Below are 14,628 nucleotides of genomic sequence, written 5' to 3' on the forward strand. Positions count from 1 at the left end.
AGGCCCTACCAGACCTCCAGCACCAGACGGTCCGGCACGTGACCGAAGGCCTGGTCGCGGCTGACGAGGATGCAGTCCATGGCCACTGCATGCGCCGCGATCATCATGTCCAGGTCTGCGAGGCTGACGCCGCGGGCCTCCCAGGCGGCCCGCACTTCTCCATGGCACCGGGCGACATCGTCATTCCAGACCAGCACATCCACACGCTGCACGAACGCGTCGATGCGCAGGCGCAGGCCCGGCGGGCGACCTGCGCGCTGCCATCCGTATTCCAGTTCTGCCAGGCTCACGCTGGAGATGGCGATGCGTCCCATGGGCGTCTGCGCGACGCGCGCCAGCAAGCTGGCGTCCTTCGCCCGGATGACATGGCTGACGATGTTGGTGTCCAGCAGGTAGCGCCTGCCGGTCGGCAAGTTCGGCACGGTGGCCACTGCACTCATTTGCCCCAACCCTCGAAAGGGTCGCGCCGCGTGTGCGTCTGCTTGCGCTCGGCCAGGAAATCGTCCACATCCGGCGTCTGCGCCACCACGTCGAGAAAGCCCTGCCAGTCGGCCGGCTTGCGCGACAGCACCACGTCGCCGGTCAAGGGGTCGCGGCGGATGAAGACCTCCGCTTCGGCAAAGCGGAACTCCCGCGGCAGGCGCACCGCCTGGCTGCGGCCCGTGACAAATACCTTGGCTGTCTGCATGTGGAACCCCTTCGGACGATATCTTCCATGATATCTACCATGCCGATGGCATTCAAGGGGATGGCTGTTGCGCTGCTGGCTGCGCTGGCGTGCAGCGCCACTGCGCACGCCCTTCCCTCCTATGACGAGGTGCGCGCCGCGCACCGCCCATCCGAAACCCTGGTGCTGGCGCGCGATGGCCAGGTGCTGCAACGCGTCCGCACCGACGCCAGCGTGCGGCGAGGCCCCTGGGTGGCGCTGGCCGAGGTCTCGCCGGCGCTGCGCACGGCCCTGGTCCTGAGCGAGGACCAGGCCTTCTGGCAGCACAGCGGTGTGGACTGGCGCGCGGTCTCGGCCGCGGCCTGGGCCAACCTGTGGAACACGCGCACGCGCGGCGCGTCCACGCTGACCATGCAGCTGGCCGGCCTGCTCGACGAGGACTGGCGCGCCGGCCCGGGCGGCCGCAGCGTCGGCCAGAAGCTGGGCCAGGCCGTGGCTGCGCAGCGGCTGGAGCGCAGCTGGCGCAAGGACCAGATCCTGGAGGCCTACCTCAACCTGGTGCCGCTGCGCGGCGAGATCGTCGGCATCGACGCGCTCGCACGCAGCCTGTTCGGCAAGGCGCCGCACGGGCTGGATGCGCGCGAAGCCGCCATCGCCGCAGCGCTGGTGCGCGGGCCCAACGCAGCGCCGGCCGTGGTGGCGCGCCGAGCCTGCACGGTGCTCAAGGACAGCACCGGCGCGGCCGACTGCGCCGGGCTCGAGCTGCTGACGCTGGGCGCCTTGCAGCGCCGCAGCTGGCCGGCCAGCGAAGGCATCGCCCCGCACCTCGCCCGCCGGCTGCTGCACGAAGACGGCACCGGCGGCGCCAGCCTGCGCAGCAGCCTGGACGCCGGCCTGCAGCGCTTCGCCCGGCAGCAGCTGGCCCAGCACCTGCGCGAACTGCGCGGGCGCAACGTGGAAGACGGCGCCCTTGTGGTGCTGGACAACGCCAGCGGCGAGGTGCTGGCCTGGGTCGGCTCCTCGGGCGCGCTGAGCCGCGCGGCCGAGGTCGATGGCGTGCTCGCGCTGCGCCAGCCCGGCTCCACGCTCAAGCCCTTCCTGTACGCCCAGGCCATCGCCGAGGGCCGGCTCACAGCCGCCTCGCTGCTGGAGGACGCGCCCACGCACATCGCCACACCGGCCGGCCTGTACATCCCGCAGAACTACGACCGCCGCTTCAAGGGCTGGGTCTCGGTGCGCACGGCGCTGGCCTCCTCGCTCAACGTGCCGGCCGTGCGCACGCTGGTGATGGTGTCGCCCGATGCCTTCGCGCGGCAGCTGCAGGCCCTGGGCCTGGCCCTGGCGCACGGCGGCGACCACTACGGCACCAGCCTGGCCCTGGGCAGCGCCGAGGTCTCGCTGCTCGCGCTGACCAACGCCTACCGCGCGCTGGCCAACGGCGGCCGCGCCAGCCCCGTGCGCCTGGTGCCCGGGGCGCGCCCTGCGCCCGGCCCGCCCGTGCTCGACGCGCGCGCGGCCTTCATCGTCGGCGACATCCTGGCCGACCCGCTGGCGCGCGCCATGACCTTCGGCACCGACAGCGTGCTGGCCACGCGCGGCTGGGCCGCCGTGAAGACCGGCACCAGCAAGGACATGCGCGACAACTGGGCCATCGGCTGGTCCGATCGCTACACCGTGGGCGTGTGGGTCGGCAACGCCGGCGGTGCGGCGATGTGGGACGTGAGCGGCACCAGCGGCGCGGCGCCGATCTGGGCCGCACTCATGCAGCAGCTGCACCGGCAGGCGCCCGGCCGCGCGCCGCGCGCGCCGGCCGGTGTCGAGCAGGCGGCCGTGCGCTTCGGCGATGCGCTGGAGGCCCCCCGCCGCGAGTGGTTCCTGCCCGGTACGGCGCAGCCACTGTTCGCGCTGGCCGGCACCAGGGAAGACCGCGCCGCCACGCCGCGCATCCTGGCGCCCGTGGACGGCAGCATCCTTGCGCTGGACCCCGACATCCCGCCCGCCCACCAGCGCCTGTGGCTGCGCGCCCAGGGCCCGGACGCGCGCTGGCGCATGGACGGCAAGCCGCTCGGCCGCGGCCGCGAACTGGCCTGGCTGCCCTGGCCGGGCCGGCACCAGCTGCAACTGGTGGATGCCGGGGGCACGGTGCTCGACCAGGTGCGGATCGAGGTGCGCGGGGCTGCCGTCAAGCCGGCGCGCGGCGGCGCGGCGGCGCCTGCCCGGCCAGCTTGGCCGTGATGGCGGCGGCCTCGGCCGCCATGGCCTGCACCACCTCGGGCACGCGGCTGGCCGGCATGCGCGCCGTGATCGTCGCCACGGCGATGCCGGCAACGGTGCGGCCCTCGGGGTCGCGCACCGGCACGGCCACGGCGCGCGAGCCCGGCACCACACCCACAGCTGCGAAGGCATGGTCCTGCCGGCGCACGCGCTCGGCGCGGCGCAGCAGCTCGTCGGGATCGATCTGCATGGCCAGCAGGCGCTGGCGGTTGCGTTGCACCACCTCGCGCATCTCGTCCTCGGGCAGCGAGGCCAGCAGCACCAGGCCGCTGACGCCCACGCCCAGTGGCCGGCGCGCGCCGACCTCGATGGACAGCACCTTGACCGGGTAGCTGCCGACGCAGCGCGCCAGGCACACGGAGTCGTCGCCGTTGCGGATGGTCAGGAAGGTGGTGTCGCCCAGCGATTCGCCGAGCGCGCGCAGGTGCGGCTCCGCCAGGCCGCGCAGCGGAAAGCGCGCCCGCCGCGCCAGGCCGAGCAGCGCGACCTCGCCGCCGATCAGGTAGCGCCGCGTGGCGGCGTCCTGCTCGCAGGCGCCTTCCTCGACGAGCACGCGCAGGATGCGGTGCGCCGTCGGCCGGTTCAGGCCGCAGGCGCGCACCACGTCGACCAGGCGTACCCCCAGTTCCTGGCCCGCCGCCACGATGCGCAGCACGGCCAGCGCGCGGCGGATGCTCTGCGCGCCGTCGGTGCTGCGGGCGGGCGCATCGACGCTCACGGCATCTCGGCCTTGGCCGTCTGCGGCACGGCGCGCAAGGTGACGATCTCGCCCAGCGTCGCGTAGTTCGGCCCGCCGATGCGGCACACCGGGTCGAGTTCCGTGGTCTGCACCTTGCCGTCGCGGTACAGGCCGTCGCGCAGGTGGAATACCGTGATCTCGCCGACGATGAACTCGGCCCCGGTGCTGCCGAACTCGATCACGCGGTCGAGCCGGCATTCCATGGCCACGGGCGCATCCAGCAGGCGCGGCGTGCGCACCGTGGTGCCGGGCGCCGTGGCCAAGCCAAGCAGTTCGGCCTCGCTGACATCGGGCGCATGCTCGACGCTGCTCTCGTGGATGGCGTGCAACTGGCCGCTGTGGCCGATGTTGACCACGAACTCGCGCATGGCGTGGATGTTGGCGCCCGTGTCCTTGCGCGTGCCGCGCTTGCGGCCGATGTTCACGCCCAGCATGGGCGGCTTGTTCGACACGAAGGTGAAGCACGAGAACGGCGCGAGGTTGACCACGCCTTCCTCGTTCAGCGTCGTGATCCAGGCGATGGGACGCGGCACGACCACACCGGACAGCAGACGGTAGGTGGCCTCGGGGCTCAGGGAGTCGGCGGTGATGTGCATGCGCTGGCTTGTCTCGGTGAATGGGATGCCCGCATTGTCCGGACGCAGCGCGCCACACGGCGAGCGCCACATCGTGCAAACGTCCATAGTGTGGAACAAATTCGAGTTATTGCGTTGCAGCAAATCCGGCCCGGTCCGTAGAGTCCAGGCCATGCGGCGCCACCTCCGGCGCCGCTCCCGCTTCGCACCAACACAAGGAGACATCGGATGAAAGCCCTGCCCCTGCTCGCCGCCTCGGCCATCGCCTTCGGCACGTTCGCCACCCCCGTCCAGGCCCAGGCCTGGCCCGACAAACCGGTGCGCCTGGTGCTGCCCTACCCGCCGGGCGGCAACGTCGACAGCGCCGCGCGCGTGATCAGCGAGCAGCTGCAGCAGATCTTCAAGCAGCCCTTCATCGTCGACAACAAGCCCGGTGCGGGCGGCCTGATCGCGGGCGAGCACGTGGCCCGCTCGGCACCCGACGGCTATACCTTCTTCATGGGCGCGAACGGCCCCATCCTGTTCTCGCCCATCATCTTTCGCCGCGCCGCCTACGACTGGAAGAAGGACTTCACGCCCGTGGGTTCGGTCTCGTTCACGCCGCTGCTGCTGCAGGTCAACCCCAAGCTGCCGTACAAGACCTTCGCCGAGTTCCTGGCCGCTGCCAAGAGCGCGCCAGGCCGCATCACCATGGCATCGCCCGGCGCGGGCACGACCAACCACCTCGTCAGCGAATACCTGCAGAGCGCCACCGGCGCCAAGTGGACCACCGCCCACTACAAGGGCAACGCGCCGGCCACCACCGACCTGCTGGGCGGCCAGGTGGACTTCAACTTCGACCAGCTGTCCGTGGCCCAGCCCTTCATCCAGCAGGGCCGCACGCGCGCGCTGGCCGTGACCTCGGCCAAGCGGCTGGCCAGCCTGCCCGATGTGCCCACGCTGGCGGAATCGGGCTTTCCGGGCTTCAGCGCCGAGACCTTCACGGGCGTGATGGCGCCCGCTGCGACGCCCAAGGACATCGTCGTGAAGTTCTCGGCCGCACTGCAGAAGATCCTGGCCGACAAGGCGGTGCAGGACAAGTTCGCGACCCTGGGCGCCGAAGCGCGCGCCATGACGCCCGAGCAGTTCGGGCAGTTCCTCGCCAAGGAGGACGCGCAATGGACCAAGGTCATCCAGCAATCCAACATCAGTGCAGAGTGAACATGGACAACACCCGCCTCACGCGCTCCGCCCCGCCGGGCCGCACCAGCATCTACGTCGAGGGCTTCAGCCACAAGAACCCCATCCCCGCGGGCTGCCGCATCGGGCCGCTGCTCATGAGCGGCAGCATCCAGGGCAACGACCCGGCCACGGGCAAGCCGGCGGCCGGCATCGAGGCGCAGTGCCGCTGCATGCTGGAGAACGTGCGCCGCATCGTCGAGGCCGCCGGCGGCCGCACGGACGACATCGTCAAGCTCACGGTCTGGATGCAGGACCGCACGCAGCGGCCCGCGCTCAACGCGCCCTGGCTCGAGATGTTCCCCGACGCCGCCACGCGCCCGGCCCGCCACACCATGCAGGCCGAACTCGACATGGGCAAGCTCATCGAGTGCGACTTCACCGCGTACATCGCCTGACCATGCCCGACTACCTGCCCTTCGACCCGCAGCCGCGTGCCCCCCATCCGCTGCCGCCGGCCCTGGCCTGCGACAGCCAGTTCCACGTGTTCGGCCCGCCCGCGCAGTACCCCGTGCGGCCCGGCGCGGCCTACACCATGCCGACCGCGACCTGGCAGGTCGCGCAGGCCTTGCACCGCACCCTGGGCATCCAGCGCGGCGTGATCGTGCAGGCCACGACCTACGGCGCCGACCACACCGTGGTGCTGGACGCGCTGGCCGGCCTGAACGGCGAGGGTCCGCGCAACTACGTGGCCTGTGCCAACGCCGTCGTACTCAGCGAGCGCGACGACGCCTACCTGCACCGTCTGCACGACGCCGGCGTGCGCGGCGCACGCTTCACCCGCGCCGGCCTCGGCATCAGCCTCACGCCGGCCGAACAGCAACGCGCCTTCGACCGCTGCCGCGAGATGGGCTGGTACGTGAAGGTGCAGCCCGAGGCCAGCGGCATCGCCGAGCAGATCGCGGCCTTCGAGCAGCTGGATATCCCGGTGCTGATCGACCACATGGGCCGGCCCGACCTGGCCAAGGGCGAGGCCGATGCCGGCCTGGCCAAGCTCGTGGAGCTGCTGGGCCGCGGCAACTTCTGGGTCATGCTGTCGCTGTCGGAGAAGACCTCGAGGACGGGCTTTCCGTGGGACGACGTGCTGCCGCTCGCGCGCCGGCTGATCGACGCCGCGCCCGCGCGCTGCGTCTGGGGCAGCGACTGGCCGCACCCGGTCTCGGTCAAGCAGCCGCCCAACGAGGGCGACCTCATGGAACTGGCCTACCGCTTCGCGCCCGACGCAGCCACGCTGCACAAGCTGCTGGTCAGCAACCCCGCCACCTTCTTCGGCTTCGACACCCCATGAAACTCCTCACCTTCCGTTCCCAGGGCACCGTGCGCTGGGGCGCCGCCGTCGATGGCGGCATCGTCGACCTCGCGCGCCGGCTGCCCGGCATCGCCTCGGTCAAGGCCTTGCTCGAAGGCGGCGACGCTGCGCTGCAGCAGGCGCGTGCGGCACTGGCCGATGCCCGGCCGGACCTGCAGCTGGCCGATGTGCAGTTGCTGGTGCCCGTGCAGCAGCCCGAGAAGATCCTGTGCATCGGCGTGAACTACGCGCACCGCAACGCCGAATACAAGGACGGCAGCACGCTGCCCCAGCACCCCAGCATCTTCGTGCGCTTTCCGGACTCCTTCGTCGGCCACGGCGAGGCGCTGCTGGCGCCGCCCGAGTCGCAGCAGCTGGACTACGAGGGCGAGATCGTCATCGCCATCGGCCGCCCCGTGCGCCGCGCTTCGTCGCGCGAGGAAGCGCTGGCCGCCATCGGCGGGCTGACCATCATGAACGAGGGCACCATCCGCGACTGGGTGCACCACGCCAAGTTCAACGTCACGCAGGGCAAGAACTGGCAGGGCTCGGGCGCCATCGGCCCCTGGATCGTCACGGCCGACGAGTTCACCGCGGGCTACGGCCAGCTGCACCTCACGACCCACGTGAACGGCGAGCTGCGCCAGGACGACACCACGGCCAGCCTGATGTTCGACTTCGCGCACCTGGTCACCTACCTGTCGACCTTCATCACGCTCAAGCCCGGCGACCTGATCGCCACCGGCACGCCGATCGGCGCCGGTGTGCGCTTCGAGCCACCGCGCTTCCTCAAGGCCGGCGACCGTGTCGAGGTCACGGTGGACGGCATCGGCACGCTGTCCAACCCCGTGCGCGACGAGGAGGTGCTGCGATGAGCCTCGACACCACCGTCATCGAGGCCATTGCCGCGCAGCTGCAGCAGGCGGAAGCAACCCGCCAGCCCTGCCCCATCGTCTCGCTGCAGCATCCCGGCATGCAGATCGAGGACGCCTATGCGGTCCAGGCCGCCTGGATGGCGCTCAAGCAGCGCGCGGGTCGCCGCATCAAGGGCCACAAGATCGGCCTGACCTCCAAGGCCATGCAGCGCGCGGTCGGCATCGACGAGCCCGACTTCGGCGTGCTGCTGGACGACATGTTCTTCCGTGACGGCGCGGTGATCCCCACCGAGCGCTACCTGGCGTTGCGCATCGAGGCGGAACTGGCCTTCGTGCTCGACAAGCCGCTGGCGGGCCCGGACTGCACGCTGTTCGATGTGCTCGACGCCACGGCCTACGTGACGCCGGCGCTGGAGATCCTCGACGCCCGCATGCACCGCGTGGACCCGGCCACGAAGAAGCCGCGCACCGTGCTTGACACCATCTCCGACAACGCGGCCAACTGCGCGCTGGTGCTGGGCGGGCGGCCGTTCAAGCCCCAACTGGTTGATGCCGACATGCGCCGCATCGGCGCCATCGTCAGCAAGAACGGCGAGGTCGAGGAGACCGGCCTGGCCGCCGGCGTGCTGAACCACCCCGGCTACGGCATTGCCTGGCTGGCCAACCGGCTGCACCGCCACGGCGTGACGCTGCAGGCCGGCGAGGTGGTGCTGGCGGGCTCCTTCATCCGGCCGATCGAGGTGGCCAAGGGCGATACCATCGTTGCGGACTATGGTGAATTCGGCACGGTGTCGTGCCACTTCGGATGAACGAACACATGCGCAATCCCTTCAAAGAGGCGCTGGCTGCCGGCCAGCCGCAGATCGGCCTGTGGCTCTCGCTGGCCGAGGCCTACACGGCCGAGATCTGCGCCACGGCCGGCTTCGACTGGCTGCTGGTCGATGGCGAGCACGCACCCAACGACGTGCGCAGCATCCTCGCGCAGCTGCAGGCCGTGGCGCCCTACCGCGCCCAGCCTGTGGTCCGTGCGGTCGAGGGCAGCACGGCGCTGGTCAAGCAGCTGCTGGACATCGGCGCGTGCAACCTGCTCGTGCCCATGGTCGACACGGCCGAGCAGGCACGCGCCATGGTGGCCGCCACGCGTTATCCGCCCGAGGGCGTGCGCGGCGTGGGCTCGGCCATCGCACGCGCCTCGCGCTGGAACACCCGCACCCAGTACCTGGACGAGGCCAACGCCGAGGTCTGCCTGCTGGTGCAGGCCGAGACCGCGACGGCGCTGCGCAACCTGGATGCGATCTGCGCCGTCGATGGCGTCGATGGCGTGTTCATCGGCCCGGCCGACCTGGCCGCCTCCATGGGCCACCGCGGCAACCCGGGCCATCCCGAGGTGCAGTCCGCCATCGAGAGCGGCATCGCCACCATCGTCGCCAGCGGCAAGGCCGCCGGCATCCTGACCGGCGACGCGGCACTGGCACGCCGCTACCTGGCACTGGGCGCGCGCTTCGTGGCGGTGGGCGTGGAGGTGAGCCTGCTGGCCCAGGCCACGCGCCGGCTGGCGGCCGACTTCGGGCTGGGCCAGGACAGCGCGGCAGACGGCCGCTCCGGCTACTGAACCAGCCCGGCCAGGGCCCGGCCGGCACGGCAGGATGCCGCATGTATGCAGTTCAGAAAGTCCGGCCGACTGTGCGAAAGTCATCGTTTCGGGCGGATTGGTCACTGCATATGTGTGAAATAGGAGCGGTTTGCTTCCTATAGTGGTGCAGCCGCTGCACCACCGCAGCCCCTCCATCCAGCCCAGGCCCAAGGGGATGCCGACTTCTCCGCTTTCGCTGCCACCCAGCGCCCCTTCCGGCATGGCCATGCTCGAACTGGTGTGCATGGCCCTGGCGTTCCTGCTGGCGCTGCTGGCGGTGGTCGCATGGCGACAGCGGCGTGCGCTGCGCACCGCGCGCGGCGAATCACTGCAGCTGCACGAGGAGACAGCAGCGCTGCGGCGACGGCAGGATGCCGATGAGGCCAATGCCCGCACCGTGGAGAGCTTCCGGGCCGCCGCGCTGCAGGCCCAGCAACGCGAGGCGCTATACGCCTCGCTGATCAACGGCATGCCGGGCGCCGCCTACCGCTGCAGCGCCGACGAGAACTGGAGCGTGCTGTTCATCAGCGAGGCCGTGCTCGCGCTGTCGGGCTGGTCGCCGGCCGACTACCTGGCCGCGCCCGAACTGCTGCGCGAGCTGGTGCATCCGGACGACCATGCGCGCGTGACGGCGGAGGTGCAGGCCGCCCTGGACGCCGGCCGCAGCTACACCCTCGAATACCGCGCCATGCACCGCGATGGCCACAGCTTCTGGGCCTGGGAGCGCGGCAAGGCCGTGCGCGACGCCACGGGCCGCGTGCTGTGGCTGGACGGGGTGGTGGTGGACATCAGCGAACGCAAGGGGATGGAGCAGGCGCTGCGCGACGCCAAGGACCGCGCAGAGCAGGCGGTGGCCGCCAAGACCACCTTCCTCGCCAACATGGGCCACGAGGTGCGCACACCGCTGAACGCCATCATCGGCTTCTCCGAGATCGTGCTGCGCAACGAGCTCGACATGCGGCAGCGCCAGTATGTGTTCAAGGTGCGCCAGGCCGCCACCGCGCTGCTGCGGCTCATGAACGACATCCTGGACATGGCCAAGCTGGAGCGCAGCCAGCTGCAGTGCGAGACGGTCGACTTCTCGCTGCGCGCCCTCGCGCAGGAGGCCCTGGCCAGCCAGCATGCGGCGGCCGAGCAAAAGGGCCTGGCGCTGCGCCTGGACGCCGAGCCCGGCCTCGGCGACGCCTTCCAGGGCGACGGGCCGCGGCTGCGCCAGGTGCTGGACAAGCTGCTGGACAACGCCGTCAAGTTCACCGAGCAGGGCACGGTGCGGCTGCAGCTGGCGCGCCAGCATGGCCAGGTGCTGCTGGCCGTGCACGACACCGGCATCGGCATCGCAGCGCAAGACCAGGCCCGCGTCTTCGACGCCTTCTCCCAGGCCGATGGCTCGGCGAGCCGGCGCTTCGGCGGCACGGGCCTGGGCATCACGCTGGCGCGGCAACTGGTCCAACGCATGGGCGGCACGCTGACGCTGCAGAGCACGCCCGGCCAGGGCAGCGTGTTCCGCGTGCTGGTGCCGCTGCAGGAAGGCGCCGGGCCGGGCGCCGCGCAGGCCGCAGACGGCACACCGTCCGCGCCGTCGCATGAGGCACCCTTGCCCGCCGGCCTGCAGGCGCTGTTCGATGCGCCCGATCCCGACGAGCAGCCCTGGCACGACTCGCTGCGTGCCACCGCGGCAGCCCTGCGCAACGGCGAGCAGGACGAGGCGGACCTGCCCGTGCTGCTGCAACGCCTGCGCGGCCAGGGCCTCGCGCAGCACGTGGCCCAGGTGGAACAGGCGCTGGCCCGGTTCGACCTGGACCGCGCGGCCGAGCTGCTGGAAGCGCTGCCGGCGCGGCGTTAGGCCGCCCGCATGAAGCCGGCGAAGAAGCCGGCCAGCGCCTGGTGCGCATCCAGCGGCAGCACCTGCGCCACGTACTGGTCCGGCCGCACCACCACCAGCGCCCCGTGCGCGCGGTCGATGCCGCGCAGCGCATAGATGTCCTGCCCCGGCCTGCCGTCTGCCGCGAAGACCTTCTCGTAGTCGACGAGCCCGTACCGGCCCTTGCGCGGCAGCAGCAGCGCCGGCATGGTCTCCTGGGCGAGTTCGTCGTGCCGCTGCGGGAACACGGCGCGCAGGTCGAACACGGCGTCCGGATCCTGGCCAGCCGGCGTGTGGCGGCGCAGCGGCGAGTCCGGCGCTTCGGCAAGGAAGCGGCACAGCGCGCGCAGGCCGGTGCCGGGGTCCCGGTGGTCGTCGGCCGCGGCGAAGGCGTACAGCCGCCAGCGGCCGTCGGCACGCGCCACATGGCCCAGTTGCAGGGGCCTGGCATCGGCCACGCGCACCACGGGCGCGGAATGGAAACGCGTGCCGACCCCGAAACCGCTGGCCAGCGCCTGGTGCGTGGCGTCGCCGCACACCACGGAGGGTGGGTACTGCGTGCCCACGCCAGCCGTGAAGCGGCCATGCTGCTCGAAGTAGCGCTGGAAGGCCTTGGGGTCCACGCCACCTGCGCCGCCCTCGGCGGGCCGGTCGCTGAACATGCGTGCCCAGTCGCGGTCGAAGTCGATGAGCTGCTGGGCCACGGCCTGGCGCTCGGCGCTGTAGCTGTGCAGTAGCGTCGGTGCGCACTGGCCGCGCAGCACGGCCGCCAGCTTCCAGCCCAGGTTGAAGCTGTCCTGCATGGAGACGTTCATGCCCTGCCCGGCCTTGGGGCTGTGGGTGTGGCAGGCGTCGCCGGCGATGAACACGCGCGGCAGCTGCCGGTCCGCCCGCTCGGCCGGCACGTCGTCGTAGCGCGCGCAGATGCGCTGGCCGATCTCGTAGACCGACCACCAGGGCACGTCCTTCACCTCCAGGGTGTAGGGATGCAGGATGCGCTGCGCGGCGGCCACCAGCTGCTCCAGCGTGATGCCGCGGTGGGCGGCGCGCTCGTCCTCGCCCAGCTTGTCCATCTCCACATACAGGCGCACGAGGTAGCCGCCCTCGCGCGGGATCACGAGCAGGTTGCCGTGTTCGGACTGCACGGCCACCTTGCTGCGGATGTCGGGGAAGTCGGTCACGGCGAGCAGGTCCATCACACCCCAGGCCTGGTTGGCCGAGTCGCCCACGAGTTGCTGGCCGATGGCCTTGCGCACGGCGCTGCGTGCGCCGTCGCAACCGACGACGTAGCGGGCGCGCACGGTCTCGGACTGCTCAGCCCCGGCGCGCGCCAGCGTCACGGTGACGGGATGGTCTGCCGCTTGCGCGTCCACCGCCACCGCCGACACGCTGCGGCCGTAGTACGGCTGCATGCGGCCGGGCGCGCGGCGCATCTGCTCGAGATAGAAGTCGTGCACGCGGGCCTGGTTCAGCACCACGTGGGGAAACTCGGAAAGCCCGTCGGGCGTGTCCTGCACGCGGCCATGGCGCACGATGCCGCCGTCCTGCGCGCCGGGCTTCCAGAAGGTCACTTCGTTGATCCAGCAGGCCTCCTGCAGCACGCGCTCGCTGAAGCCGAAGGCCTCGAACATCTCCATCGTGCGGCAGGCGATGCCATCGGCCTGGCCCAGCTGCAGCGGTCCATCCTTGGCCTCGACGATGCAGGTGCGGATGTCGGGGAACGCGGCCAGCTGGGCCGCCAGCGTCAGGCCGGCCGGGCCGCAGCCCACGATCAGCACGTCGACCTCGGCCGGCGGCTGCTCCGTCGGCAGCTGCGCAGCAGCCGAAGCGGGCAGGACGCGCGGGTCGCCGGGTTGGAATCCGTCCAGATGGAACTGCATGGCGTATCTCCTGCGCACGGTCAATTTCAGTACGCATCAATATTATCAGCATACGTATGATTTGTGCAATGGGAGAATATGGCGATGAAGAAGACCAGCGCCAGCCAGCCAGCGCCCGACGTCGACCTGCGCTCGCAGCCCGGCCACAGCATCCGGCGCCTGCAGCAGATCGCGTTCGCCGTGTTCATGCAGGAAGCGGCCAGCGCGGGCACCACCCCCGTGCAGTATGCGGTGCTGCAGACGCTGTCCGACCAACCCGGCATCGACCAGCGCACGCTGGCCCGCGCCGTGAGCCTGGACACATCGACCATCGGCGGCGTGGTCGACCGGCTGGAAGCGCGCGCCCTGCTCGCGCGCAGCCTGTCGCCGCAGGACAGGCGCGTGCGCCTGCTGCACCTGACGGCCGCGGGCGAGGCGCTGCGCCGGGAGCTGTTGCCCACCATGCTGCAGGCGCAGCAGCGCATGCTGGACCCGCTGACGGCCGCCGAGCGCACGCTCTTCATGGACATGGTGCAGCGCGTCATCGCCCACCATGCGGGCGTGGACGACACGGCCGCGCCAGAGGGCTGACACCGCTCGGCAGCACCGCCGCGCCTTCCGTCAGCGCGAGGCCCTGCGCGCCGTGACGGCTGCCGCACGGGCCACCACAATCGCGCGTTTATCCATTCGAAAAGAGAGCGCGCATGCCCACGCCCAAGTACCGCCTCGTCACCCGCAGCGACTTCGACGGTCTCGTCTGCGCCGTGCTGCTGAACGAGCTGGACATGATCGACGACATCCTGTTCGTCCACCCCAAGGACATGCAGGACGGCAAGATCGCCATCAGCGGGCGCGACATCACGACCAACCTGCCCTATGTGGCCGGCGCGCACCTGGCGTTCGACCACCATCTGTCGGAGACCATCCGCAACCAGGATGCCGGCAGCAACCACATCATCGACGCCCACGCCCCCTCGGCCGCGCGCGTGGTGTACGAGCACTTCGGCGGCAGGCAGCGATTCCCGAAGATTTCCGACGAGATGATGGAGGCCGTGGACAAGGCCGACTCGGCGCAGTACGTGCGCGACGAGATCCTCGCGCCCACCGGCTGGGTGCTGCTGAACTACCTGATGGATGCGCGCACGGGCCTGGGCCGCTTCCGCGAATTCCGCATCAGCAACTACGCGCTGATGATGGACCTCATCCGCTACTGCCGCGACCACAGCATCGACCAGATCCTCGCGTTGCCCGACGTCAAGGAGCGGGTGGACGTGTACGACGAGCACGCCGGCAAGGCGCGCGAGCAGATCCTGCGCTGCGGCAAGGTGCACGGCGATGTGGTGGTGCTGGACCTGCGCAACGAGGAAACCATCTGGGCCGTCAACCGCTTCATGGTCTATGCGCTGTTCCCACGCGCCAAGGTCTCGATCCACGTGATGTGGGGCGTGCAGAAGCAGAACACCGTGCTGGCCACGGGCAAGTCCATCCTGGACCGCAGCAGCCAGTGCAACATCGGCGAACTCATGCTGCAGTACGGCGGCGGCGGGCACCAGGCCGCCGGCACCTGCCAGGTGGAGAACGACCAGGCCGACGCCAAGCTGCGCGAGGTCGTCGCCAAGATCAACGCGGCCGGCTGAAG

Annotated in this window: 15 protein-coding genes; 10 read left to right on the top strand and 5 right to left on the bottom strand. The window is 71.0% G+C overall.

Annotated features, from left to right (window positions below; all coding sequences use genetic code 11):
- Positions 1-5: 5 nt before the first annotated feature.
- Together DES41_RS00425 and DES41_RS00430 are read right to left on the bottom strand one after the other, a co-directional pair.
- Entirely contained in the window at positions 6-440 is a 435-nt protein-coding gene (locus tag DES41_RS00425) for a type II toxin-antitoxin system VapC family toxin (protein ID WP_114464917.1), read from the bottom strand.
- The gene (locus DES41_RS00430) at positions 437-688 is read right to left on the bottom strand and encodes an antitoxin (RefSeq protein WP_114464919.1); all 252 of its coding nucleotides are present in this window, start codon (positions 686-688) and stop codon (positions 437-439) included. Before DES41_RS00430 ends, DES41_RS00425 begins: the two co-directional genes overlap by 4 nt.
- Positions 689-748: 60 nt before the next feature.
- Between DES41_RS00430 and pbpC the strand changes: the two genes are divergently transcribed.
- The gene (pbpC, locus tag DES41_RS00435) at positions 749-2,902 is read left to right on the top strand and encodes a penicillin-binding protein 1C (RefSeq protein ID WP_114466758.1); all 2,154 of its coding nucleotides are present in this window, start codon (positions 749-751) and stop codon (positions 2,900-2,902) included.
- Here pbpC and DES41_RS00440 read toward each other — a convergent pair.
- Positions 2,850-3,659 carry an IclR family transcriptional regulator gene (locus DES41_RS00440; RefSeq protein ID WP_114464921.1) on the bottom strand — a complete coding sequence of 270 codons (810 nt, stop codon included), beginning with the start codon at positions 3,657-3,659 and terminating at the stop codon, positions 2,850-2,852. The genes pbpC and DES41_RS00440 overlap by 53 nt on opposite strands.
- The gene (locus tag DES41_RS00445; protein ID WP_114466759.1) at positions 3,656-4,276 is read right to left on the bottom strand and encodes a flavin reductase family protein; all 621 of its coding nucleotides are present in this window, start codon (positions 4,274-4,276) and stop codon (positions 3,656-3,658) included. The genes DES41_RS00440 and DES41_RS00445 overlap by 4 nt, the downstream gene beginning before the upstream one ends.
- Positions 4,277-4,483: 207 nt before the next feature.
- On the opposite strand from DES41_RS00445, the gene DES41_RS00450 reads away from it, so the two are divergent.
- The 7 genes from DES41_RS00450 to DES41_RS00480 all read left to right on the top strand — a co-directional run bounded on the left by DES41_RS00450 (position 4,484) and on the right by DES41_RS00480 (position 11,112).
- Complete coding sequence (locus DES41_RS00450; RefSeq protein WP_114464922.1) at positions 4,484-5,455, top strand: Bug family tripartite tricarboxylate transporter substrate binding protein; 972 nt, start codon at positions 4,484-4,486, stop codon at positions 5,453-5,455.
- A gap of 2 nt (positions 5,456-5,457) precedes the next feature.
- Complete coding sequence (locus DES41_RS00455; protein WP_114464924.1) at positions 5,458-5,871, top strand: RidA family protein; 414 nt, start codon at positions 5,458-5,460, stop codon at positions 5,869-5,871.
- A 2-nt stretch (positions 5,872-5,873) separates the two neighbouring features.
- Positions 5,874-6,761, top strand: a complete 888-nt coding sequence (locus DES41_RS00460) for an amidohydrolase family protein (RefSeq protein ID WP_114464926.1) — start codon at positions 5,874-5,876, stop codon at positions 6,759-6,761.
- Positions 6,758-7,636, top strand: coding sequence for a fumarylacetoacetate hydrolase family protein (locus tag DES41_RS00465; protein WP_114464928.1), 879 nt, complete (start codon positions 6,758-6,760; stop codon positions 7,634-7,636). The genes DES41_RS00460 and DES41_RS00465 overlap by 4 nt, the downstream gene beginning before the upstream one ends.
- Complete coding sequence (hpaH, locus tag DES41_RS00470) at positions 7,633-8,445, top strand: 2-oxo-hept-4-ene-1,7-dioate hydratase (RefSeq protein ID WP_114464930.1); 813 nt, start codon at positions 7,633-7,635, stop codon at positions 8,443-8,445. Before DES41_RS00465 ends, hpaH begins: the two co-directional genes overlap by 4 nt.
- Positions 8,446-8,453: 8 nt before the next feature.
- Complete coding sequence (gene hpaI / locus DES41_RS00475) at positions 8,454-9,248, top strand: 4-hydroxy-2-oxoheptanedioate aldolase (protein ID WP_211332860.1); 795 nt, start codon at positions 8,454-8,456, stop codon at positions 9,246-9,248.
- Between the two features lie 241 nt (positions 9,249-9,489).
- Positions 9,490-11,112: a sensor histidine kinase gene (locus DES41_RS00480; protein ID WP_170168057.1), complete on the top strand. Its 1,623-nt coding sequence runs from the start codon at positions 9,490-9,492 to the stop codon at positions 11,110-11,112.
- On the opposite strand, the gene DES41_RS00485 is transcribed toward DES41_RS00480, so the two are convergent.
- The gene (locus DES41_RS00485) at positions 11,109-13,010 is read right to left on the bottom strand and encodes an FAD-binding monooxygenase (protein WP_114464936.1); all 1,902 of its coding nucleotides are present in this window, start codon (positions 13,008-13,010) and stop codon (positions 11,109-11,111) included. The two genes, DES41_RS00480 and DES41_RS00485, sit on opposite strands and share 4 nt — an antisense overlap.
- Before the next feature lie 84 nt (positions 13,011-13,094).
- On the opposite strand from DES41_RS00485, the gene DES41_RS00490 reads away from it, so the two are divergent.
- Positions 13,095-13,580: a MarR family winged helix-turn-helix transcriptional regulator gene (locus DES41_RS00490; RefSeq protein ID WP_114466760.1), complete on the top strand. Its 486-nt coding sequence runs from the start codon at positions 13,095-13,097 to the stop codon at positions 13,578-13,580.
- A 113-nt stretch (positions 13,581-13,693) separates the two neighbouring features.
- Positions 13,694-14,626, top strand: coding sequence for an exopolyphosphatase (locus tag DES41_RS00495; RefSeq protein ID WP_114464938.1), 933 nt, complete (start codon positions 13,694-13,696; stop codon positions 14,624-14,626).
- The last annotated feature ends 2 nt before the right edge of the window (positions 14,627-14,628 follow it).

This window comes from Pseudorhodoferax soli (genome assembly GCF_003337555.1).
Lineage (GTDB): Bacteria > Pseudomonadota > Gammaproteobacteria > Burkholderiales > Burkholderiaceae_C > Pseudorhodoferax > Pseudorhodoferax soli.

Bases quoted from the DNA above. Each gene is read 5' to 3' on its own strand.
- DES41_RS00425 (WP_114464917.1), bottom strand. From the start codon at position 440: ATGAGTGCAGTGGCCACCGTGCCGAACTTGCCGACCGGCAGGCGCTAC.
- DES41_RS00430 (WP_114464919.1), bottom strand. From the start codon at position 688: ATGCAGACAGCCAAGGTATTTGTCACGGGCCGCAGCCAGGCGGTGCGC.
- pbpC (WP_114466758.1), top strand. From the start codon at position 749: ATGGCTGTTGCGCTGCTGGCTGCGCTGGCGTGCAGCGCCACTGCGCAC.
- DES41_RS00445 (WP_114466759.1), bottom strand. From the start codon at position 4,276: ATGCACATCACCGCCGACTCCCTGAGCCCCGAGGCCACCTACCGTCTG.
- DES41_RS00450 (WP_114464922.1), top strand. From the start codon at position 4,484: ATGAAAGCCCTGCCCCTGCTCGCCGCCTCGGCCATCGCCTTCGGCACG.
- DES41_RS00455 (WP_114464924.1), top strand. From the start codon at position 5,458: ATGGACAACACCCGCCTCACGCGCTCCGCCCCGCCGGGCCGCACCAGC.
- DES41_RS00460 (WP_114464926.1), top strand. From the start codon at position 5,874: ATGCCCGACTACCTGCCCTTCGACCCGCAGCCGCGTGCCCCCCATCCG.
- DES41_RS00465 (WP_114464928.1), top strand. From the start codon at position 6,758: ATGAAACTCCTCACCTTCCGTTCCCAGGGCACCGTGCGCTGGGGCGCC.
- hpaH (WP_114464930.1), top strand. From the start codon at position 7,633: ATGAGCCTCGACACCACCGTCATCGAGGCCATTGCCGCGCAGCTGCAG.
- hpaI (WP_211332860.1), top strand. From the start codon at position 8,454: ATGCGCAATCCCTTCAAAGAGGCGCTGGCTGCCGGCCAGCCGCAGATC.
- DES41_RS00480 (WP_170168057.1), top strand. From the start codon at position 9,490: ATGGCCATGCTCGAACTGGTGTGCATGGCCCTGGCGTTCCTGCTGGCG.
- DES41_RS00485 (WP_114464936.1), bottom strand. From the start codon at position 13,010: ATGCAGTTCCATCTGGACGGATTCCAACCCGGCGACCCGCGCGTCCTG.
- DES41_RS00490 (WP_114466760.1), top strand. From the start codon at position 13,095: ATGAAGAAGACCAGCGCCAGCCAGCCAGCGCCCGACGTCGACCTGCGC.
- DES41_RS00495 (WP_114464938.1), top strand. From the start codon at position 13,694: ATGCCCACGCCCAAGTACCGCCTCGTCACCCGCAGCGACTTCGACGGT.